The organism is Candidatus Poriferisodalis multihospitum, assembly GCF_028283155.1.
Classification (GTDB): Bacteria; Actinomycetota; Acidimicrobiia; order Acidimicrobiales; family Poriferisodalaceae; genus Poriferisodalis; species Poriferisodalis multihospitum.
Genome location: NZ_JAPYOK010000027.1, coordinates 24,608 through 43,531, shown reverse-complemented (window position 1 = coordinate 43,531; position 18,924 = coordinate 24,608). Strand labels below are relative to the sequence as shown.

General features: G+C 66.8%; 22 protein-coding genes and 2 pseudogenes. 21 read left to right on the top strand and 3 right to left on the bottom strand.

Annotated features, from left to right (window positions below; all coding sequences use genetic code 11):
• Nucleotides 1–13: 13 nt before the first annotated feature.
• The 15 genes and pseudogenes from rpsH to VI480_RS15490 all read left to right on the top strand — a co-directional run bounded on the left by rpsH (nt 14) and on the right by VI480_RS15490 (nt 8,508).
• The gene (rpsH, locus tag VI480_RS01490) at nt 14–418 is read left to right on the top strand and encodes a 30S ribosomal protein S8 (RefSeq protein WP_323671041.1); all 405 of its coding nucleotides are present in this window, start codon (nt 14–16) and stop codon (nt 416–418) included.
• A 9-nt stretch (nt 419–427) separates the two neighbouring features.
• A complete protein-coding gene (rplF, locus tag VI480_RS01485) occupies nt 428–1,009 on the top strand; it encodes a 50S ribosomal protein L6 (protein ID WP_323671040.1) in 582 nt (193 codons plus the stop codon).
• Nucleotides 1,006–1,359 carry a 50S ribosomal protein L18 gene (gene rplR / locus VI480_RS01480; RefSeq protein WP_323671039.1) on the top strand — a complete coding sequence of 118 codons (354 nt, stop codon included), beginning with the start codon at nt 1,006–1,008 and terminating at the stop codon, nt 1,357–1,359. The genes rplF and rplR overlap by 4 nt, the downstream gene beginning before the upstream one ends.
• Nucleotides 1,360–1,369: 10 nt before the next feature.
• Nucleotides 1,370–2,062 carry a 30S ribosomal protein S5 gene (rpsE, locus tag VI480_RS01475; protein WP_416246612.1) on the top strand — a complete coding sequence of 231 codons (693 nt, stop codon included), beginning with the start codon at nt 1,370–1,372 and terminating at the stop codon, nt 2,060–2,062.
• Nucleotides 2,059–2,331 carry a 50S ribosomal protein L30 gene (gene rpmD, locus VI480_RS01470; RefSeq protein ID WP_323671038.1) on the top strand — a complete coding sequence of 91 codons (273 nt, stop codon included), beginning with the start codon at nt 2,059–2,061 and terminating at the stop codon, nt 2,329–2,331. Before rpsE ends, rpmD begins: the two co-directional genes overlap by 4 nt.
• A complete protein-coding gene (gene rplO / locus VI480_RS01465; RefSeq protein WP_416246611.1) occupies nt 2,315–2,806 on the top strand; it encodes a 50S ribosomal protein L15 in 492 nt (163 codons plus the stop codon). Before rpmD ends, rplO begins: the two co-directional genes overlap by 17 nt.
• Nucleotides 2,807–2,815: 9 nt before the next feature.
• Nucleotides 2,816–4,144, top strand: a complete 1,329-nt coding sequence (secY, locus tag VI480_RS01460; RefSeq protein WP_323671037.1) for a preprotein translocase subunit SecY — start codon at nt 2,816–2,818, stop codon at nt 4,142–4,144.
• Nucleotides 4,144–4,704: an adenylate kinase gene (locus VI480_RS01455; RefSeq protein ID WP_323671036.1), complete on the top strand. Its 561-nt coding sequence runs from the start codon at nt 4,144–4,146 to the stop codon at nt 4,702–4,704. The genes secY and VI480_RS01455 overlap by 1 nt, the downstream gene beginning before the upstream one ends.
• A gap of 106 nt (nt 4,705–4,810) precedes the next feature.
• Nucleotides 4,811–4,924, top strand: a complete 114-nt coding sequence (gene rpmJ, locus VI480_RS01450) for a 50S ribosomal protein L36 (protein ID WP_323671035.1) — start codon at nt 4,811–4,813, stop codon at nt 4,922–4,924.
• 18 nt (nt 4,925–4,942) lie between these two features.
• Nucleotides 4,943–5,320, top strand: coding sequence for a 30S ribosomal protein S13 (rpsM, locus tag VI480_RS01445; protein WP_323671034.1), 378 nt, complete (start codon nt 4,943–4,945; stop codon nt 5,318–5,320).
• A gap of 25 nt (nt 5,321–5,345) precedes the next feature.
• Nucleotides 5,346–5,738: a 30S ribosomal protein S11 gene (gene rpsK / locus VI480_RS01440; RefSeq protein WP_323671033.1), complete on the top strand. Its 393-nt coding sequence runs from the start codon at nt 5,346–5,348 to the stop codon at nt 5,736–5,738.
• 1 nt (nt 5,739) lies between these two features.
• Complete coding sequence (gene rpsD, locus VI480_RS01435; protein WP_323671032.1) at nt 5,740–6,357, top strand: 30S ribosomal protein S4; 618 nt, start codon at nt 5,740–5,742, stop codon at nt 6,355–6,357.
• 59 nt (nt 6,358–6,416) lie between these two features.
• Nucleotides 6,417–7,430, top strand: coding sequence for a DNA-directed RNA polymerase subunit alpha (locus tag VI480_RS01430; RefSeq protein ID WP_416246618.1), 1,014 nt, complete (start codon nt 6,417–6,419; stop codon nt 7,428–7,430).
• 2 nt (nt 7,431–7,432) lie between these two features.
• Nucleotides 7,433–7,783: pseudogene (gene rplQ / locus VI480_RS01425) on the top strand (50S ribosomal protein L17); the annotation flags it as partial.
• Between the two features lie 23 nt (nt 7,784–7,806).
• Nucleotides 7,807–8,508, top strand: coding sequence for an RraA family protein (locus VI480_RS15490; protein ID WP_416246617.1), 702 nt, complete (start codon nt 7,807–7,809; stop codon nt 8,506–8,508).
• A gap of 33 nt (nt 8,509–8,541) precedes the next feature.
• Here VI480_RS15490 and VI480_RS15485 read toward each other — a convergent pair.
• From VI480_RS15485 to VI480_RS01410, 3 genes and pseudogenes are all read right to left on the bottom strand, one after another.
• A pseudogene (locus VI480_RS15485) lies at nt 8,542–9,378 on the bottom strand (acyl-ACP desaturase); the annotation flags it as partial.
• A 140-nt stretch (nt 9,379–9,518) separates the two neighbouring features.
• A complete protein-coding gene (locus VI480_RS01415) occupies nt 9,519–9,923 on the bottom strand; it encodes a type II toxin-antitoxin system VapC family toxin (RefSeq protein WP_323671061.1) in 405 nt (134 codons plus the stop codon).
• Entirely contained in the window at nt 9,923–10,147 is a 225-nt protein-coding gene (locus tag VI480_RS01410) for a CopG family transcriptional regulator (RefSeq protein WP_323671028.1), read from the bottom strand. Before VI480_RS01410 ends, VI480_RS01415 begins: the two co-directional genes overlap by 1 nt.
• A gap of 278 nt (nt 10,148–10,425) precedes the next feature.
• Between VI480_RS01410 and VI480_RS01405 the strand changes: the two genes are divergently transcribed.
• The 6 genes from VI480_RS01405 (at nt 10,426) to VI480_RS01380 (ending at nt 18,821) form a co-directional block, all read left to right on the top strand.
• Nucleotides 10,426–10,653 carry a CopG family transcriptional regulator gene (locus VI480_RS01405; RefSeq protein ID WP_323671027.1) on the top strand — a complete coding sequence of 76 codons (228 nt, stop codon included), beginning with the start codon at nt 10,426–10,428 and terminating at the stop codon, nt 10,651–10,653.
• The gene (locus VI480_RS01400) at nt 10,637–10,918 is read left to right on the top strand and encodes a type II toxin-antitoxin system RelE/ParE family toxin (RefSeq protein WP_323671026.1); all 282 of its coding nucleotides are present in this window, start codon (nt 10,637–10,639) and stop codon (nt 10,916–10,918) included. Before VI480_RS01405 ends, VI480_RS01400 begins: the two co-directional genes overlap by 17 nt.
• A gap of 67 nt (nt 10,919–10,985) precedes the next feature.
• Nucleotides 10,986–11,930: a DUF6361 family protein gene (locus VI480_RS01395; RefSeq protein WP_323671060.1), complete on the top strand. Its 945-nt coding sequence runs from the start codon at nt 10,986–10,988 to the stop codon at nt 11,928–11,930.
• Complete coding sequence (locus VI480_RS01390) at nt 11,918–12,370, top strand: hypothetical protein (protein WP_323671025.1); 453 nt, start codon at nt 11,918–11,920, stop codon at nt 12,368–12,370. Before VI480_RS01395 ends, VI480_RS01390 begins: the two co-directional genes overlap by 13 nt.
• Entirely contained in the window at nt 12,367–14,505 is a 2,139-nt protein-coding gene (locus tag VI480_RS01385) for a hypothetical protein (protein WP_323671024.1), read from the top strand. The genes VI480_RS01390 and VI480_RS01385 overlap by 4 nt, the downstream gene beginning before the upstream one ends.
• Nucleotides 14,502–18,821 (top strand): helicase-related protein, encoded by a 4,320-nt coding sequence (locus VI480_RS01380; RefSeq protein ID WP_323671023.1) that lies wholly within the window; start codon nt 14,502–14,504, stop codon nt 18,819–18,821. The genes VI480_RS01385 and VI480_RS01380 overlap by 4 nt, the downstream gene beginning before the upstream one ends.
• The last annotated feature ends 103 nt before the right edge of the window (nt 18,822–18,924 follow it).

Genomic DNA, 18,924 nt, shown 5'->3' with positions numbered 1-18,924 from the left:
GGGAGGTGCGCACATGTCGATGACCGACCCCATTGCGGACATGCTCACCCGCATTCGCAACGCCAACATGGTGTTCAAAGACGAGGTGGCCATGCCGTCCTCCAAGCAGAAGGAGCGCCTGGCGGCGATCCTCAAGCGCGAGGGCTACGTGAGCGACTACCAGGTGAGCGACGGCACCGACAGCCCCGCCCGGACGCTCACCATCAACCTGAAGTACACCGGTGACCGGGACCGCACCATCTCGGGGCTGCAGCGCATCTCCAAGCCCGGGTTGCGGGTGTACACCAAGTCCGACAAGGTTCCCCGCGTGCTCGGCGGCCTCGGCATAGCCGTGCTGTCAACGAGCCGGGGCCTGATGACCGATCGCGAAGCTCGCCGCAACCGCATGGGCGGCGAGATCCTCTGTTACGTCTGGTAGGAGGCGGCGATGTCACGCGTGGGCAAGACGCCCATCTCGATTCCCGACGGGGTGACGGTGACGGCCGAACCAGCCCCCGATGTCGCCGGTTCCGTGGCTGGCGACGTGGTGACCGTCCGCGGACCGGGAGGCGAGCTCCAGCGGGAGTTGGCCGCGGGCATCCGTGTGCGCGTCGACGACCCGGAAGGCGGCGGCCAGGTCGTCGTGGAGCGCGCCGATGACAGCCGCTCGCAGCGGTCGCTGCACGGCCTGAGCCGGGCACTGGTCGCCAACATGGTGCAGGGGGTGTCGCAGGGCTTCTCCAAGGAACTGCAGATTGTCGGCGTGGGATACCGCGCAGCAGCCCGCGGGTCATCGGCACTCGAGCTGTCGCTGGGATTCAGTCACACCGTGCCGGTGACGGCACCCGACGGCATCAGCTTCGAGGTGCCGAACCAGACGTCCATCATCGTGAAGGGCATCGACAAGCAGCTCGTCGGGCAGGTCGCGGCCAACATCCGTGCGCTGCGCAAGCCCGAGCCCTACAAGGGCAAGGGCATCCGCTACGTCGACGAGCGCGTGCTGCGCAAAGCCGGAAAGGCGGCGAAGTGAGTGCTCCCACGAAGGCGGCCCGGCGTGATCGGCGCCGCCGTCGCGTCCGCAAGAAGATCGCCGGCACCGCAGCGCGCCCGCGCCTGGCAGTGCACCGGTCCAACCGGCATATCAGCGCCCAACTCATCGACGACGACGCACGCCGCACACTGGCTGCTGCGTCGTCGCGCGAAGCCGGAGTGACCGGTGGCGGCAACATCGCGTCCGCCGGCGAGATCGGTCGGCTCATCGCCGAGCGGGCTCAGGCGGCTGGCACCACCACGGTCACCTTCGACCGGGGCGGGAACCGCTATCACGGCCGCGTCGCGGCCCTTGCAGATGCTGCCCGTGCGGGCGGCCTGGAGTTCTGAGGGAGGACTCGTGACAGACGCACCAACCTCACAGCCCGGCCCTTCTCAACCGCGCAGCGGCAATGAGGCCGGCGGCGGCAACGAACGCGAGCGGGGCGGCCGTCGCCCGCGCGATCGCCAATTCGACAACCCCCGCAACAGCGGCGACGACGGTCTGCGTGAATCGCGGGTCATCGACATCAACCGTGTGGCCAAGGTGGTCAAGGGCGGTCGCCGCTTCTCGTTCTCCGCACTCGTGGTGATCGGCGACGGCGCGGGCCGGGTCGGCCTGGGTTACGGCAAGGCCAAAGAAGTGCCGTTGGCGATCCAGAAGGGCACCGAAGAGGCCCGCAAGAGCCTGTTCGAGGTCCCTCTGGCCGGCTCCACCATCGTCCATCCCGTGCTGGGAGTGATGGGTGCCGGCAAGGTGCTGCTGCAGCCGGCGGCGCCCGGTACCGGCGTCATTGCCGGCGGCGCCGCCAGGGCGATCCTCGAGGAGGCAGGCATCAGCGATGTGCTGGCCAAGTCGCTCGGCTCCTCCAATCACATCAACGTCGCCCGAGCCACGATCGCGGGCTTGGCGGCCCTCAAGCGTCCTGACGAGGTGGCCAAGCTGCGCGGGCTGTCGCCCGAGGAGTGCATCCCCGCCGGTCTGCTCGAGGCATACCGCGAGACAGAGCGCACGCGCAAGCTGAGCGATGCCTCCGCAGGGGCCCCGTCATGAGCGCGCCGAGTTCGAACCAGCCCATTTCGAGTCAGCACGGCACCGGCCAGATCCTGGTGACCCAGGTCCGATCGGGCATCGGGGCGAAGCCCAAGGCGCGCGGTGCGCTGCGGGCGCTTGGGCTGGGCAAGATCGGCCGCAGCCATACCCTGCCGGATCGACCCGAGATCCGCGGCATGCTGCGCAAGGTGCGCCATCTGATCGCCGTCGAGAATGTTGCAGGCGAATCCGTCACAGCTCAGGAGGTCAGCGATGCTGAGACTGCATGATCTGGCCCCGCCGCCGGGATCGAAGCGCAAGCGCAGGCGGGTAGCGCGCGGCACCAGCGGCAAGGGCGGCAAGACAGCAGGCCGCGGCACCAAGGGCACTCGCGCCCGCGGCACCGTTCCCGTCTGGTACGAGGGCGGCCAGCTGCCGCTGCAGGTCCGCATTCCCAAGCGCAAGGGCTTCAAGAACCCGTTTCGTGTCGAGTATCAGCCGGTCAATCTCGACACCCTCGAAGACTGCGGTCTCGACGAGATCACGCCCGCCGAGCTTCTGGCCCGCGGCTTGGTGTCCAAGGGTGCCATGGTCAAGATCCTCGGGCGTGGCGAGATCACCCGATCCGTCGCGGTGAAAGCCCACGCCGTGTCCGGCTCGGCCCGCGCAGCCATCGAGAGTGCCGGTGGGAGCATCGAGATCCTGCCGCCCACCTTCGGCGGCCCCCGGCCACCCGCCCGGGGCAACCAGCACACCAATCGCTAGGGGCTCGTCGTGCTCGGCCACATGCGCAACATCTTCCGGATCGCAGATCTGCGCCGGAAGATCATGTTCACGCTGTTCATCATTGCGGCGTACAGGCTGGGCTCCCAGGTGCCGGTGCCGGGCATCGACTTCGACGCCATCGTGTCGCTGCGCGAGCAGGCCAGCTCGACCGGCGGCGTGCTGGCGCTGCTGAACCTGTTCTCGGGCGGCGCGCTCACCAACTTCGCGATCTTCGCGTTGGGGATCATGCCGTACATCACGGCGTCGATCATCATTCAGATCCTCACCGTCGCGATCCCGCGCTTTGAGCAGCTCCAGCAGCAGGGTGCGGTAGGGCAGCGGAAGCTGACGCAGTACACCCGCTACCTGACGCTGGGCATCGCCTTCGTGCAGGCCACGGGCATCACGTTCATCTTCGGGCGGGGCCAGGGCACCGCCTTGGGCAACACCGCCGGTGTCATCGTCATCCCCGACTTCACGTTCAATCGCGTGGCGCTGGTGATCCTGTCGCTGACGGCGGGCACGGCGCTGCTCATGTGGATGGGCGAGCTGATCAGCCAGCGCGGCGTGGGCAATGGCATGTCGCTGCTGATCTTTGCCTCGGTCGTGTCCACGATCCCCTTCGACGGGGCCCGCCTGCTGGCGGTGCAAGGCACGGTGTACCTGGCGGCGGCGATCATCGTGGCCACGGGAATGATGGTGGCCATCATCTTCATCGAGCAGGGCCAGCGTCGCATCCCGGTGCAGTTCTCCCGTCGGCAGGTGGGCCGCAGGCTCTACGGCGGGCAGAACACCTACATCCCGCTGAAGGTCAACCAGTCGGGCGTGATCCCGGTGATCTTCGCCAGTTCGATCCTGTTCCTGCCGGTTCTGCTGTCGAATGTGGCGAACTGGGGCTGGCTGCAGACCGCTGTCGACGAGTACCTGACCCAGCCCGACAACATCGCCTACATCCTGTTCTTCGGCGGGCTGATTGTGGGCTTCGCCTACTTCTATACGGCGATCACGTTCGACCCGGTGCGCCAAGCCGACAACATCCGAAAGCAGGGCGGCTTCATTCCCGGCATCCGGCCCGGGCCGCAGACCGAGCGGTATCTGGCCAAGGTGCTGAACCGCATCACGCTGCCGGGCGCTCTGTTCATTGCCATGGTGGCGCTGCTGCCCAGCGTGCTGTTGTCGCTGACCAGTGACCTCGATGCTCTGGGCAGCGGCGGTGCCGGTGCAGCCATTGGATTCGGCGGTGTGTCGATCCTGATTGCCTCGGGTGTGGCGCTGGAGACGATGAAGCAGGTCGACAGCCAGTTGCTGATGCGCAACTACGAAGGGTTCCTGGCCTGATGAGCACGCGACGGCTGGTCATCCTGGGCAAGCAGGGAGCTGGCAAGGGCACCCAGTGCGAGCTGCTGGTGGAGCGCTACGGCATCGCCCACATCTCGACAGGCGACATGCTGCGCGCCGCCGTCGCTGCGGGCACCGAGCTGGGCCGGCAGGCCAAGGCAGTGATGGACGCTGGCGACCTGGTCAGCGACGAGCTGATCCTGGGCATCGTCGCTGAGCGGCTCACCGAACCGGATACCGCTGCCGGTTTCCTGCTCGACGGCTTCCCTCGCACTGAGGCCCAGGCCGACGGTCTGTTCGCGCTGCTGGCGCCGAACACGGTGGACCGGGCGATCGACCTGGATGTGCCCGACGAGGTGGTGACCCAGCGGATGCTGGAGCGGGGCCGGGCCGACGACACGCCGGAGGCGATCTCCCGGCGCCTGGAGCTGTACGAAGCCGAGACAGCGCCGCTGCGGAAGCTGTTCGCTGACCAGGGAGTGCTGGTCTCCGTGGACGGCCTCGGAACCCCCGCCGAGGTCCATGGACGCATCGTGGCCGCCATCGAGACGGCACCGTGAGTTCTTGTTGGCGGCCATGGCGGCCGCACGAACAGCCCAGCGGCCGCCATCGAGGCGGCACCGTGACCCCTATACTTGCTCGCTCGTCTACAGCGCAGGTCACCCGATGAAAGTCCGTCCGAGCGTCAAGAAGATCTGCGACAAATGCCGCGTCATCCGCCGTCACGGGCGGATCCGGGTGATCTGTGAGAACCCGCGACACAAGCAGCGGCAAGGCTGAGACAGGAGTTCCGTATCGATGGCCCGAATCGCCGGCGTCGACATACCGCGTGAGAAGCGCGTGGAGATCGCGCTCACCTACATCTACGGCATCGGTCGTTCGGCCAGCCAGCAGATCTGCGAAGACCTGAACATTGCCGAGCGCACGCGCGTGCGTGACCTGACCGATGCCGAGGTGGCCCGTATCCGCAACCACATCGATGCCAACCTGGCCGTCGAGGGAGACCTGCGGCGCGATGTCGCCCAGGACGTCAAGCGCAAGATCGAGATCGGCTGCTACCAGGGCGTCCGTCACCGCCGCGGGCTTCCGGTACGGGGCCAGCGCACGCATACGAACGCACGCACCCGCAAGGGTCCGCGCAAGACCGTCGCGGGCAAGAAGAAGGTACGCAAGTGACCGGACGCACGAGAGGCGGGCGCAAGTGAACCAGCAGCAGCCTCGCCGCGGGAGGCGCAGGGAGCGCAAGAACGTCGGCGACGGCGTGGCGCACATCAAGAGCTCGTTCAACAACACGATCATCACGTTCACCGACCTGCAAGGCAATGTGGTGTCGTGGGCATCGGCCGGCAACGCCGGCTTCAAGGGCTCCCGCAAGTCGACGCCGTTCGCCGCGCAGCAGGCCGCCGAGCAGGCCTCCGAGCGCGCCATGGAGCATGGCGTGCGCCGGGTGCATGTGCATGTGAAGGGTCCCGGCTCGGGCCGCGAGACCGCGATCCGCTCCATCCAGAATTCCGGCATCGAGATCAAGGGCATCCGCGACATGACGCCGGTGCCGCACAACGGCTGTCGCCCCCCGAAGCGACGGAGGGTCTGAGATGTCGCGCTACACCGGTCCCAAGGCGCGCGTCTCGCGGCGGCTCAATACCAATATCTGGGGCACCGAGGGCGAGACGAAGGCGCTCGACCGGCGTCCCTACCCGCCCGGCGAGCACGGCCGCGGCCGGCGACGCAGCCAGAATTCGGAGTTCTTGCTGCAGCTGCAGGAGAAGCAGAAGTGCCGCTTCACCTACGGGATGACCGAGCGGCAGTTCCGCAACGCCTACGAAGAGGCTGCCCGCCAGCGCGGGGTCACCGGCGAGAACCTGCTGCGGCTGCTCGAGCTGCGGTTGGACAACATCGTCTACCGGGCCGGCTGGGCGGCGACTCGCCCGCAGGCTCGCCAATTCGTGAGCCACGGCCACATCGACGTCAACGGACGCCGGGTGAACATTCCCAGCTTTCGGGCCCGCAAGGATGACGTAGTCGAGTTGCGGACGAAGGCCCGTGAGATCGTCACCATCCGCTGGAATCTCGATGTGCTGGACCGCACTCCGCCCCCGTGGCTGGAGGCGAGCGACGGAGGCCAGCGGGTCACCGTGCGCGAACTGCCGATCCGATCCCAGATCGAGATCCCGGTTCGCGAGCAGCTCATCGTCGAGCTCTACAGCAAATAGTCCTGTCAACATCTGCCGCCCACGAAGGGGTGAACGTGTCCATCTCCGACACCTTGGTCATGCACCGACCGACGATCGACATCCTCGGCGAGCCCGAGGGCAACCGCCAGCGCTTCGCTATCGGCCCGCTGGAGCCCGGTTTCGGGCACACGCTGGGCAACTCGCTGCGCCGCACGCTGCTGTCGTCGATTCCCGGCGCAGCGATCACCCAGGTGCGCTTCGACGACGCGCTGCACGAGTTCACGACCATCGAGGGCGTCGTCGAAGACGTCACCGACATCATCCTGAATCTCAAGGACGTGGTGCTGAGGTGCCACATCGACGAGCCCGTGGCGGTGCGCCTCGATGAGCGGGGCGTGGGTCCGGTACTGGCCGGGCACGTTGACTGGGGCATCGATGTCGAATGCCTGACGCCCGACCTGCACATCGCGACGCTCGGCGAGGGCGCTCGCCTGGCGATGGACCTCACTGTCGAGCGTGGCTGGGGCTATGCGGCGCCCGAGAGCGAGCGTGCCGGCAGCACGATCGGCGTGATCCTCGTGGACGCGCTGTTCAGCCCGGTGCGGCGTGTGGCGGTGGAAGTCGAGCCGGTGCGCGTGGAGCAGTCCACTGACTTCGACCGGCTCGTGCTCGACATCGAGACCGATGGCGCGATGACGCCGCGCGAAGCGCTGTCGTCGGCGGGCGACACCCTGTGCCGGCTGATGCTCATGATCGCCGAGCTGTCGCCGGAGCCCTTGGGCCTTGACATCGCCGAGGTGGCGGTCGGCGGCGGCCGGACCAGCGATCTCGAACGTCCCATCGAAGACTTGGGCCTGTCCGAGCGCGCCCGCAACTGCCTCAAGCGTGTGCAGTTCAACACCATCGGCGAGCTGCTCGACCAGTCGGTGGACGAACTCATGACCGTTCCGAACTTCGGCCAGAAGTCGCTCGACGAGGTCATCGAGAAGCTCGACGAGCGGGGTCTGGCGCTGCGTGGCATGAGCCCGTCATCGGGGGCTGAGTCTGAGGGCGAGACCGAGAGCGATGCCGAGGGCGACGTCGAGCAGGCCACCCCAGCGGCGGTCAGCTGATCATGCCCACGCCCACGAAGGGCCGACGCCTCGGCGGCAGCGCCAGTCACCAGCGCTCCATGCTCGCCAACCTGGCGGCGTCGTTGTTCGCTGCGGAAGCCATCGAGACCACTGAGGCCAAGGCCAAGGCGCTGCGGCCGTACGCCGAGAAGCTCATCACGAAGGCGCGCAAGGGCGGTCTGGCACGGCATCGCCAGATCATCGCCAGCCTCAACGGCGACCAGGAGATGGCCCAGAAGCTGATCGACGAGATCGGCCCCCGCTACGAGGGACGTCCGGGTGGCTACACGCGCATCTTGAAGCTCGGACCGCGCCGGGGCGACAACGCCCCCATGGCGCTCATCGAGTTGGTCTGACTCCCTCCTCGCTCACGGACATGACCGCCGATCCGCTGAATGCCGCGGTGCTTGACGCTCTGCGTGCGCTCGACACCCCGACGATCTGCAACGCGCTCGAGATCGTTGCGCCGCACCGCCGGGCCTACGGCTACACCACTTCGCCGCTGGTCTGCCCCGATCCCGAGACCGTCATGGTCGGCTACGCCCGCACGGCCACAATCCGAGCAGCGGCACCGTCGGGCCGAAGCGGTGACGCCGATCTCGCGATGCGGGTCGGCTACTACCGCCACATGGCCGAAGGCCCCCGCCCTGCCGTCACCGTCATCGAGGACATTGATGCGTCGCCGGGTTACGGCGCTTGGTGGGGCGAGGTCAACAGCAGCATCCACTCCGGGCTGGGTTCGCTCGGCGTCATCACCAACGGGTCCATCCGGGATCTGGACGACTGGGCGCCGGGCTTCGGCGCGCTGGCCGGCTCTATCGGTCCCTCGCACGCGTGGGTGCACGTAGTCGAGTTCGCGGTACCGGTGACCGTGCACGGCATGTCGGTGCAGCCCGGCGAGCTCATCCACGCCGACCGTCACGGTGCGGTCGTGGTGCCGGTCGACGTCGCTGCCGACGTGTCCGCGGCAGCCGCCAAGATCGCCGCCGCTGAGCGAGTCCTCATCGACGCTGCCCGCAGCGAGGACTTCTCTATCGACCGGTTGACCGCCTTGCTCGACCCCAAGGGCGACCACTAGTCCTTCGCCGGTCCGCGCGGCTGTGAGCGCCATGAGCCGATCGCGGGCCGCCTCGGCTATGCCCGAGAGCTCGGTCAATCCCGGCAGATTCCAGTCGCGCAGCACGACGGGCTGCAGGATCTGGTCGTGGTGGATGGCCAGGTCATAGATCCCGGCTTCGGCGATGATGCGCGAGTGGGTGTCGAAATCGGTGATGCCCACTCCGGGCATGGCGAAGCTCTTGACTTGGTTGGCGATGGCCACCACCGCGCTGGAGGGGTCCATCTCGACCGCGGCACTCATCACGTCTCGGTAGAACAGGAAATGCAGGTTCTCATCAAAGGCGACCCGCCGCATGATGGCCTTGCCGGCGGGGTCGTCGATGTGGCGCCCGGTGTTGAAGTGCGCGATGCGGGTGGCCAACTCCTGCAGCGTCACGTAGGCAAGGCCTTCCAGCAGGCTCGGCGGCTGGGGCACTTGCCCGCACTGCACCTGCGCCATGCGCGCCCGCTCCAGTGCTACGGGGTCCAGAGCGCGGGTGACCGACAGGTAGTCGTAGATGACCCGGCCGTGCCGTCCCTCTTCCGCCGTCCAGCGGCGAACCCATTCGCCCCATGCGCCCTCACGGCCGAACAGCCGCTCGCTGTCCCGGAAGTAGTACGGCAAGTTCTCCTCGGTGAGCACATTCACGAACAGGGCGCTGCGAGCCTCAGGGGTGAGGTTGGCTTCCTCAGGTGACCATTCGTAGTCGGGCGCGAAGTCTTCGCCCCGGCTCCAGGGCACGAGCGCGTGGGGGTGCCATTCCTTGGTCTGCCCAAGGTGGCGCGCGAGGAGTCGCTCAACCTCTGGCTCCAGATCGGCGAGCGTCCGAGTATCGGCCTCTACCGGCATCGGACACCGCCAATCACCATGAGCGGCTCAGCCTAACGACCGTTGCTTCGGGCCAAGACCGCGCGAGCCGTTGTCCATGAGCCCCGGCGGCCACGTCAGCGATAGCACTCGGCGCGAGAGAGATCAGTGGTCGGTACCGGTCAGGGCAGGATCGTGAGCCATTCGCAGTGGTTTGGGCGAACGACGCCGAAGTGCCGTCGGTCGAGAGTGGCCACCTCGGTTGCGCCAAGCCGTTCGGCCGTGGCGATGACCGACGCGTCGACCGTGCCCAGCGGGAGGTCTCGGTAGGCGTGGGCCAGTTCGGCGATGCGCAGCCAGTCGCTCGCTGCTACGGGCTCCGCGATCAGATCGCCGGAAGCGAGATCGCCCAAGAACCGAACTTCGGCCTGAGAACCCAAGCGGGCGCCAACCAGATAGGCGACCTCGGTGACGACCAAGGTCGGCACGATGAGCGGTCCCCGATGCAGTGACAGCAACTCCGCGCACGCCGTGTGATGCCGATCGTCTGCGTCGATGTAGGCGTACAGCGGACCCGCATCGACGATCAGTGCAATGTCGGCACCTCGCTGGCGAGGATCTCTTCGATGCGCTCAGAGATGTCGGAGCGGCCGCTGCGACCGGCCGCGGTCGCACCCAGTCGCCGACGCGGGCCGAGGTGATGCTCGATGGCCTCGCGCGTCAGATCTGAGATGGTGATGTTGCGCCGAGCGGCCTCGTGGCGAAGGCGGGCGTCGAGCTCGGATGGGAGCTTGACGGTGGTCCGATTCATGTATGCCAGCATACCTAGCGGACCGCGGTTGTGCCGACGGCCACTGGCTCGGTGGCGAGAGGTGAGTTTTCAGGTGGGCTGTCAGCTGCAGCAGCCCCATCCCACGTTTCCGCGAAGGCTTGACTTCCTGACTCGGCAGTCGATCTGAGGTGCCGCGCACACCTCGCCGACAGTGCCGCTGCCAGGTCGTCGCGGGGCTCACCACCGCCGCCCGGTGACATTGGCGGGATATGGTGAATACAAGTAGTCACCTGCCGCCGTCGTGGGGAGTGATCGACATGCCGACATCGATTCGACTTGAACCTGATGTGGAAGAACGACTGAGTTTCTTGGCCTCGCAGACTGGACGCACCAAGGCGTTCTACCTGCGGGAGATCATCGATCGCGGTCTTGAGGACATCGAGGACTACTACTTGGCGGCAGACGTGCTTGAACGGCTTCGCAAGGGTCAAGAGAAAACCCATGCTGCCGACGACGTGAGGAAGGAACTTGGCTTGGCGGATTGACTACACCGACACGGCCATGCGTCAGATGCGCAAGCTCGACAAGCCGTCGGCGCGTCGGATCATGGACTACATGGACGAACGCGTCGGGTCAGGAGATCCGCGACGCACCGGTCGCATGCTCAGCGGGCCCTTGGGCAGGCTGTGGCGGTACCGCGTGGCCGATTTCCGGGTGATCTGCGACATTCAAGACGACGCCCTGCGTGTGCTGGTGGTCACGGTGGCGAGGCGGGACAAGGCTTACAGACAGTGGGCAGGGCGGCCATAGGCTCGCCGCTCGTGAGCATGTCGCCGACCGCCTCCGGTGGTGCCGGAACGAGACTGCACCGGTGAGCATGTTGACAGAGATTGCCTGGCTCGACCGCGATACGGCAGCGCAGGAGCAGGTGACGCGACTGCTGTCGACCTTCGAGGAACCCCGAACGCTCGACTCGCTCGGTCTCGGCGTCATCCGCGACGCGCTCGCTGACGAGATCGCTCCCGGCGTCTCCACGGCGCAGACCCGCCTGCGCTACTTCCTGTTCATACCTTGGATATTCGAGCGGGTCGCCGTCGAGTCGAGCCGCACGCCATTCCAGCGTCGACTGCGCGATGCCGAGGTCACGCTGATCGACCGGCTGGCTCACTTGGGTTCGCGGCAAGGCGTCATCGGATTGCGGTCGCGCGTCGCCTTGCGAACGATGCCCAGCGCGTTGTACTGGAGCGGCTTGGGGGCGTGGGAGATTCGGAAGTTCGACGGATCGGTCAGGCAGGCCGCCGCGAGCGTCAGCAGTGCCTCGAGACTCTGGGTTCACACTGATGACGACGGGAACCGGCTCGAGACAGGCCCGCGGCTGTGGTGCGAGTTGCCGCCGCCACCCGACGGGCTCTTGGAGCACAAGGAGTGCTTGGACCTGTCGATTGCCGAGGCCGAGTGGCTGGTGGATCGGCTGCGATCGGCTGCGGTGACGCGAGATTCGCTGCTTCGGCATGCAGCCGACTACGCCGACCAAGCCCGTCGCTCCGGCGAGGCAGCGAAGGTTCAGGCGTGGACGACGCCGTGGGCCATGCCTGAGGACTTGCCTATGCACACGCTCAATGATCGCAACCGCATCGCGCTGCGCCACGCTCGATGTGTGTCCGAGGTCACCGAGGGTCCGCGGTCACCGAGGGTCCGCGGATCCTCTACAACATCATGCTGGCCGAGCACGCCTCGCAGTCCCACGCCAAAGGTGACAACGGCGCGCGGGGCACCGCCGACGAGGCGGAATCGAAACGCGAAGACTGGATGGCATTGCTGAATGAGCGGGCTGGACTGGTCAGCGAGTCGAAGACTGCGAAGCGGCTGACCGAATGGCATCGCAGCCTCGCCGATCCTGACCCCGCCGAAGGCTTCTGGGCGTACCTGGAGCATCTGCGAGGGCGGCCGGCCAGTCGCCATCTGCAGCAGTTCGTACACGAGATGGCCCGACAGGTCTCGACATCGCCGGAGGCATTCGACAACGAGACGACCCGCTGGCACATCAAGCAGCGCGAGCGCAAGCTGAAGGGTGGCCGGGTTCGATTGGGCCAAGCCGCTCACGCATCGGGGCCGCTGAAGGCATGGATCGACCGCGGCATGCCGTTCACTGGCGGTGCCTTCGATTTTCGCTGGAATCAGGTAACCAGCTATCTGGCCGATCTTGCCAATGCGGGACAGCCCGGTTCGTGTCTGGCCATCGACGACGGGCGCGACCGATGACATTGCTGCCCGACCAACGGATGCTGCTGTCCGATGCGCTGACTCCGCCGGAAGGCTTCGAGTTCGAGGCAGCCATGGCGGTCACCTACAGCCTTGATCTGCGGGCGCTGCTGGCGGCGCCATTGGCCCTGAGCCGCGGCGGCGCTGCCGATGCAGGCGTTGCCGCAGTGGACGCGGCAATGGCATCACCCGGCGCGGCTGTACAGACGCCGGTGGGTCTGACGGCGTCGCTGAGACGCTGCGCCGACAAGCTGACCGTCTTCGCCCAAGTTGGTCACGTAGCCGCTCCTGTCGCCTCCCATCCCGTGCTCAGCTTCCTCGAAGACTGTGTGATCGGCGTCAGCGCCCCGAGAGGTGGGGTGGTACACGCCAAGGCCTGGGTGCTGCGGTACCGGTCGAGCGGCAATCCGGCTGCCGTGGCCGATAGTCGGTGCCTGCGGGTCTTGATCAGCAGCCGAAATCTGACTTGGGATCGCAGCTGGGACACTGTCGTCCGGTTCGATGCCTCCCTCGACGATGCGGCCCAGGAACGTGCTTCTGACCCCAGTTCGATCTGGCTGGATCCCTTGGCGGACATCTTCGAGAGTCTCCTGGCGCAAGCCGAATCGGGCAGCCGGGCCATACCGCCCGAGCGCGCCGAAGCGCACCGCGAGCGTGTCGCGTCCCTCTGTCGAGACCTGCGGGACGCGAAATTCGCTTGTCCGGATGGCTTCGATCGGGGCGAGATGCACGCGTTGGGACTCGCCGCCGACGAACTCCGCGGCAGCGACCGGGCGTTCTTTCGGCCATTTCCCGACGACGCCAGCCGTGCGCTGGTGATATCGCCGTTCGTACGCAGGGGCTTCTTCGACAACGTGTTGCCAGGCAGCGCCGCCGAACTGGTCGCCCGCGAGCAGGAACTCCGGGACTTGGCCATCGAATGCCTGCGCGCCGACGGCCACCTTGACAAGACGTGGGTGTTCGACGGGACCGGGGGCGATGAGTCCGACGATGCGGGCGAAGGCGCCGATGACGACGGTTCGCGCGCTGGCCCCGATGACGACTCCTCCGACGATCCGACTGCCCCAGCCACGCAGGAAACCTCATCGCCGTCGCTGCGCGACCTGCACGCCAAGCTGTACCTGTTCGACCGGCAGCGCCAGGGCCGTCAGGGCCTGCGCTCGTCGCTGTTTCTCGGCTCCGCCAATGCCACCAACTCGGCATTCAGCCGCAACGTCGAACTGCTGCTGCAACTCGACGGGCCGACCGGCAAGGTCGGCATCGACGCGCTGGTCGGCTCGCCGCACGCTGACCGTACTGGCGAGGTCGCACTGCGCGACCTGTTCACACCCTACGAGCCGCCAGGTGACCCACAGCCCAACCCGGGCTCAGGCTTCGACACCGACGCCGAATGCCGTCACCTGGCGACGAAGCTGGCACTCACCGCCGAGGTGAGCCAGTCGGGGGACCGGGTGACGCTGCGCATTCGCAGTGCCGACCCGGTGTCGCTCAGCGACGGGCATGGGGCAGGTGGTGGCCCCGTGAGCGGCGGCGCGAGGTGCGACGAATCCGGCCAAGTCGCCGACTGGTCGATCACCGGGCGACCGCTGAGCCCGGTACCGCCGCGAACGCTGCAGATCGGCACTCCGCTGGACCTCACGTTCGAGGTCGGGCTGGCTGATGTGAGCCGGTGGTTTCGCGTCGAAGTCACCGCGCCAGACGGCACGAGCAAGGCGACACTGCTGCCGGTCGAGATCGTGGCGGCGCCCGCCGACTTTGAGGCTGCACGCGACACGGCGATCATGCGCAGCCTGATCGGCACCAATGGCCGACTCATGGAGTATCTCGCGGAGATGCTGCGCTCCGGTCAGCAGCCGATCACAGAAGGACAATTCGAGGTCCCGGCTAACCCCGCAACGTCCATCGAATCCCACGACTCCGCCCGCGAGACACGTCGGGCGGCGGCTGCGACCGCGCCAGTCCTCGAAGCCATGCTGCGAACCCTGCGCATCGATCCCGAGCGTCTGCGCGAGCTGCGTCCGTTGGTGGATTCATTCGCCGGGCAAGGATCGCAGGAGCCTTCTCCCGATGGCCTGTTCCAGCGATTCATGGCCGTGTGGCGAACGGCGATGGAGGCACAGGACAGTCACCCATGAGCAGTGCCGGCATCGTCGATGTCGAGGTCGAACTTGACAAGCTGCGCGACTTCCAGCGTCGCACCGCCGAGTACGCGTTCCGTCGCATGTTCGAAGACGACGACTGCACCACAAGGTTCCTCGTGGCCGACGAGGTGGGCTTGGGCAAGACCTTCGTCGCCAAAGGCGTCGTCGCGCAGGTGCTCGACAAGCTCGGCAGCATCGGCGACAAGCGTCACGACATCGTCTACATCTGCTCCAACGCGGCGATAGCGCGTCAGAACATCCGCAAGCTCGTGCCCTCGAGCATTTCGAGCACCCAGCGCGTGGACAGGCTGTCGATGCTGCTGCACCCTGACTACCAGCCAGGCTCAGGTGCCGATGCCAAGGTCAACCTTGTCGCTCTGACGCCGGCAACCTCATTCAAGATGGGCAACCGCAGCGGGCGTATCGAGGAGAGAGTGCTGGCCGCTGCACTGCTGTCTGCACTCTGGAATTCCGCGCCGCTCGCCACAGCCGCTGCTCGTCGCATCTTCTGGCACCCGGTCAAGGGCGCCGAGCGCCAGAAGCAGCTCCACAGGCAGGCCAAGGATCTCCTCGACAAGCTCAACGCGCGAGCGTCGAGCCGTGCCAGGAAGGGCTTCGCGACAGAAGTTCGCAGGACCAACGCGCGCCGCAAGCGAGAGGGACAGCCGTCGCTCAAGGTGGCGTTCAATCGACTCGTCGAGCAGTCGCCGAAGCGCAGCGACGGCAAGCTGACATCCGAGGCCAACGAGTCCCGCCTGAAGTTCATCCGAGACGTCCGCCACGCCATGGCGCGAGCCGGTATCTCGTTGCTGAATCCCGACTTGGTGATCCTCGACGAGTTTCAACGCTTCAAGGACTTGCTGGATCCGGACGAAGAGCATCAGTCCGAGGTAACGGAGCATGCGCAGGCGTTCTTTTCTCACCGCGACGACAGTGATCCCGACAAGGACGACAAGTACCGGCAAGTGCGCTGCCTGCTGTTGTCGGCTACGCCCTACAAGTCGTATTCGACGGCCGACGAGTCCGACGATCACTACGAAGACTTCGTCGACACCTGCAGGTTTCTATTCGACGACGAGAACAGGACGGAGGAGGTCAAGCACCTGCTGGGCGACCTGCGCAGATCGCTGCGCAGCGTCGGCGACGCGGCCCGCCGACAGCTCGACTTGAGCCGCGGTGACGGCAGCGGCGGCACGACCCTGGGTGCCGCTGGGGAGGCCCTCGACGATGCCCGCGGCAACGACACCGCGGTCCGCGAGGGCACTGACAGTCTGCTGAAGACTGCGCTTGCAGCAGCACATCAGCAGTGCGAGGAGCTGTCGAATCGCCTGAGCCAGGTCATGTCGCGTACCGAGCGCCTCGCGGCGACACCGGACCGCTCTGGGATGCTCGCTGAGCGCGAGGCCGAGAGCGAGTTGCTGCCCGACGACATTCGGGCCTACGTGCAACTCGGCTCGATAGCTGATCAATTGCGCCTCACCGCTGGACCAGCGGTCAAGGGTCAGGCTGTGCATCGGATCACCGATCCGATGGAGTTCTGGAAATCGAGTCCCTACACGCTCAACTTCATGGGTCGCGACGACTATGCCATCAAGCGGGCATTTCGAGAACAGGCCGAGTGCGGCGACTTGGCCGGTTTCGACGCAGGCGGCGCGGCCATGCTCGACTGGGGCGATGTCGAGGGCTACGAGGCGATCGATCCTTGCAATCCGCGGTTGCGCTGGCTGATCGAAGACCTTGACCGCCGCGACGCGTTCGAGGTGCTGTGGATACCGCCGTCGCTCCCGTACTACCGGGCCGGCACCTCCTACGACTCCGCTCTCCACTCGACCGACGCCGGGACAGGTGCCGGCGAGGAGGCAAGCGCTGGCTTGACAGGGCTGACCAAGCGGCTCGTCTTCTCGGCATGGCGTGTCGTGCCGCGGGCGGTGTCCAGCCTTGTGAGCTACGAGGCTGAGCGTCGGACGATCGGCGAAGTGCGAGGCTCAACCGCGGGCGATGTCAGTGCCGACCGGACGGTTCGTGACGGCGCGGTGAAGTACACCTCCGAGCGAGCTCGGCACGGCGGCGGAAATCTGACACTGACTCGCCGGAGCATCGAGAGTTCTCGGGGCGCGGATGCCGAGGAACACACGCGGGAAACCCGTGCGGCAGCCATGAGCTCGCTGCAGTTCATGCTCCCGTCGCCTGCGCTCGCCGAATTGGGCGATCCCCGCATCGGCACCGGTGGACGCTTCACCGGCCCGGCGAGACCCTTGGCTGATCTGCGAGCACAGGTGGCGGAACGGATCGCCGGGGAGCTTCGACCGCTGCTCGCCGCCGAAGAGCAAGCCGCGCTGGACCGCTCGCTGGCGCACGCAATGGGCGCTCCTGCAGGGGACGGCAGCCTGACACCGGCACGTCGTGGCGACATGCAGTGGTACTGGCTGGCGCCGCTGCTGCTCGACGTGGCCAGATCCCCGGACCGCTTCGGTCCATGGTCTTGGTGGTCTGCTGATGACCTCGTCGAGTCGGTCGTCTCCGACGAGGAGGCCGGCTCGCGCCGCAACGCGCGCAGCACGGGCGAGCACGACGCGGTTGCCGATCACGTCAATCGGGCCTGGAAGCTGCTGATCGCTGAACTGCATCGGCGTCAACACCATGGCGAGGCAGGAGGTGAGGCAAGAACGGACACAACCGCCGACAACGCGGGTCCGAGCACCCGATCCGACGGACGTCGGTCGGGGCTGAAGCATCGTCTGGAGAGCGCGCTGCGGGACGCGGGCGCCGACCAGGATGAGATGACCGAGTGGTTCGCTGTGCCAATGAGCGAGGCTGATCGACTCGGTGAACTTCCCGAAGATCTGGTGGCAGTCCTCACCGACTTTGCCATCGGCGGCCCCGCGATATGCGCGCTGCGCTCGCTTGCTGCGGTGCTGGGAGGTGCCTCGGACACTTCGGCGGCCGCGAGCACCCCGCTGGCTGCTCCTGCCATGCTGGCTGCGGCTGCGCACATCGGTGCCGCGTTCCGGTCCTTGTTCAACAGTCCAGAGGCAGCGGCCTTGGTGAACCGGTCTGCCGAAGCGGGCGGGTCCGAGTCGGACTCACCCGCATGGCCGTACTGGCGCAAGGCGGTCGCGCACTGCGTCGGCGGTCATCTTGGAGCGCTGCTCGATGAGCACACTCATGTGCTTCGTGACTGGCTCGGGCACCTGGCGCCTCTGCGGGCGCCAAGGACAGAAAGCGAAAAGCGGGTTGGTGCTCAGCCCGACGAAGGCGGCTGCATTGATGCTGCGCACAGCGATCCCGAGGGTGCCGAACGCGGCTGGGCAGGGCGTCTGTGTGCGAGCTGTCCTCGCGCAGCGGAGAGGAGACGCCGCAAGCGCGGTCAGGACTCGGGCAACGACGGCGAGCACTGCGTCCATCGCGCCGTGTGCGACGTATCCGCGAAGATCGCTGCGGCCCTGCGCATCCAGACCTCGACGATCACCATCGACACACCGGCCAAGCGATCGGACGGCCGGATCGTGACCAGCGACGACGGCAAGGCCCGACGTGGGCGTGCCAAGAAGGCCTCGCACACCATGAGGCACCGATTTGCCGTCGCCTACGGTACGCAACAGACCGACGACAGCGGCGCGCAGCGGGACGAGCACGTCTCGGCGGCATTCAATTCTCCGTTCTGGCCTTTCGTGCTGACGTCAACTTCGGTTGGCCAAGAGGGCCTCGACTTCCATCTGTGGTGCCACGCAGTCGTGCACTGGAACCTGCCGTCCAATCCTGTGGATCTGGAGCAGCGCGAAGGCCGCGTGCATCGCTACAAGAACCACGCTGTGCGCCGCAATCTGGCCAGCGCGTTGGGCACGACGGCGATCGCCGACACTGCGGTCGGCGAAGACGTCTGGGAGCGCCTGTTCCAGTTGGGATCGAGCGGACGGGACGAGATGGTGCCCTGCTGGGTGTACCCCGGCCGGGCGGACGATGACAGAGTTGTCGGCGCGGACACCGATCCGGCGAAGCGAGATGCTGTCGAGACGGTCCAGACCATGGGCCGCGAAGCAAGTGTCGCGTCCGACGAGGCCCCGCCTGCTGCTGTGGCGCGAATCGAGCGATGGGTGCCGATGCTGCCTCTGAGCTGCGAGGAGACCCAGCTTGCCCGGCTCCGGCGAATGCTGGGGGCCTACCGATTGGCCATCGGCCAGCCCCGGCAAGAGGAGTTGCTGGAGTACCTGAGTCGCGCAGGCGCACTCGATGACGAGATCGACTCGTGGCTCGCGAGCGAGCTCGCCAAGGTTCGCATCGACCTCACGCCACCGCCTCGCCCCGACTGAGCACGTCCCCCAGCACGTCGCGCCGACGACGTAGCCGATGCGGCGAGGCGTCGACGTATCCGTAGGTCGATTGCGATGCCGTCGGGAGACTTCGCGCCGCTGA

Coding starts and splice junctions, on each gene's coding strand:
- VI480_RS01430 (WP_416246618.1), top strand. CDS start 6,417: ATGCACCGACCGACGATCGACATCCTCGGCGAGCCCGAGGGCAACCGC.
- VI480_RS15490 (WP_416246617.1), top strand. CDS start 7,807: ATGACCGCCGATCCGCTGAATGCCGCGGTGCTTGACGCTCTGCGTGCG.
- VI480_RS01410 (WP_323671028.1), bottom strand. CDS start 10,147: ATGAATCGGACCACCGTCAAGCTCCCATCCGAGCTCGACGCCCGCCTT.
- rplF (WP_323671040.1), top strand. CDS start 428: ATGTCACGCGTGGGCAAGACGCCCATCTCGATTCCCGACGGGGTGACG.
- rpsD (WP_323671032.1), top strand. CDS start 5,740: ATGTCGCGCTACACCGGTCCCAAGGCGCGCGTCTCGCGGCGGCTCAAT.
- VI480_RS01455 (WP_323671036.1), top strand. CDS start 4,144: ATGAGCACGCGACGGCTGGTCATCCTGGGCAAGCAGGGAGCTGGCAAG.
- rpsM (WP_323671034.1), top strand. CDS start 4,943: ATGGCCCGAATCGCCGGCGTCGACATACCGCGTGAGAAGCGCGTGGAG.
- VI480_RS01405 (WP_323671027.1), top strand. CDS start 10,426: ATGCCGACATCGATTCGACTTGAACCTGATGTGGAAGAACGACTGAGT.
- VI480_RS01385 (WP_323671024.1), top strand. CDS start 12,367: ATGACATTGCTGCCCGACCAACGGATGCTGCTGTCCGATGCGCTGACT.
- VI480_RS01390 (WP_323671025.1), top strand. CDS start 11,918: ATGGCATTGCTGAATGAGCGGGCTGGACTGGTCAGCGAGTCGAAGACT.
- rpsH (WP_323671041.1), top strand. CDS start 14: ATGTCGATGACCGACCCCATTGCGGACATGCTCACCCGCATTCGCAAC.
- VI480_RS01380 (WP_323671023.1), top strand. CDS start 14,502: ATGAGCAGTGCCGGCATCGTCGATGTCGAGGTCGAACTTGACAAGCTG.
- rpmD (WP_323671038.1), top strand. CDS start 2,059: ATGAGCGCGCCGAGTTCGAACCAGCCCATTTCGAGTCAGCACGGCACC.
- VI480_RS01395 (WP_323671060.1), top strand. CDS start 10,986: ATGTTGACAGAGATTGCCTGGCTCGACCGCGATACGGCAGCGCAGGAG.
- rpmJ (WP_323671035.1), top strand. CDS start 4,811: ATGAAAGTCCGTCCGAGCGTCAAGAAGATCTGCGACAAATGCCGCGTC.
- rplO (WP_416246611.1), top strand. CDS start 2,315: ATGCTGAGACTGCATGATCTGGCCCCGCCGCCGGGATCGAAGCGCAAG.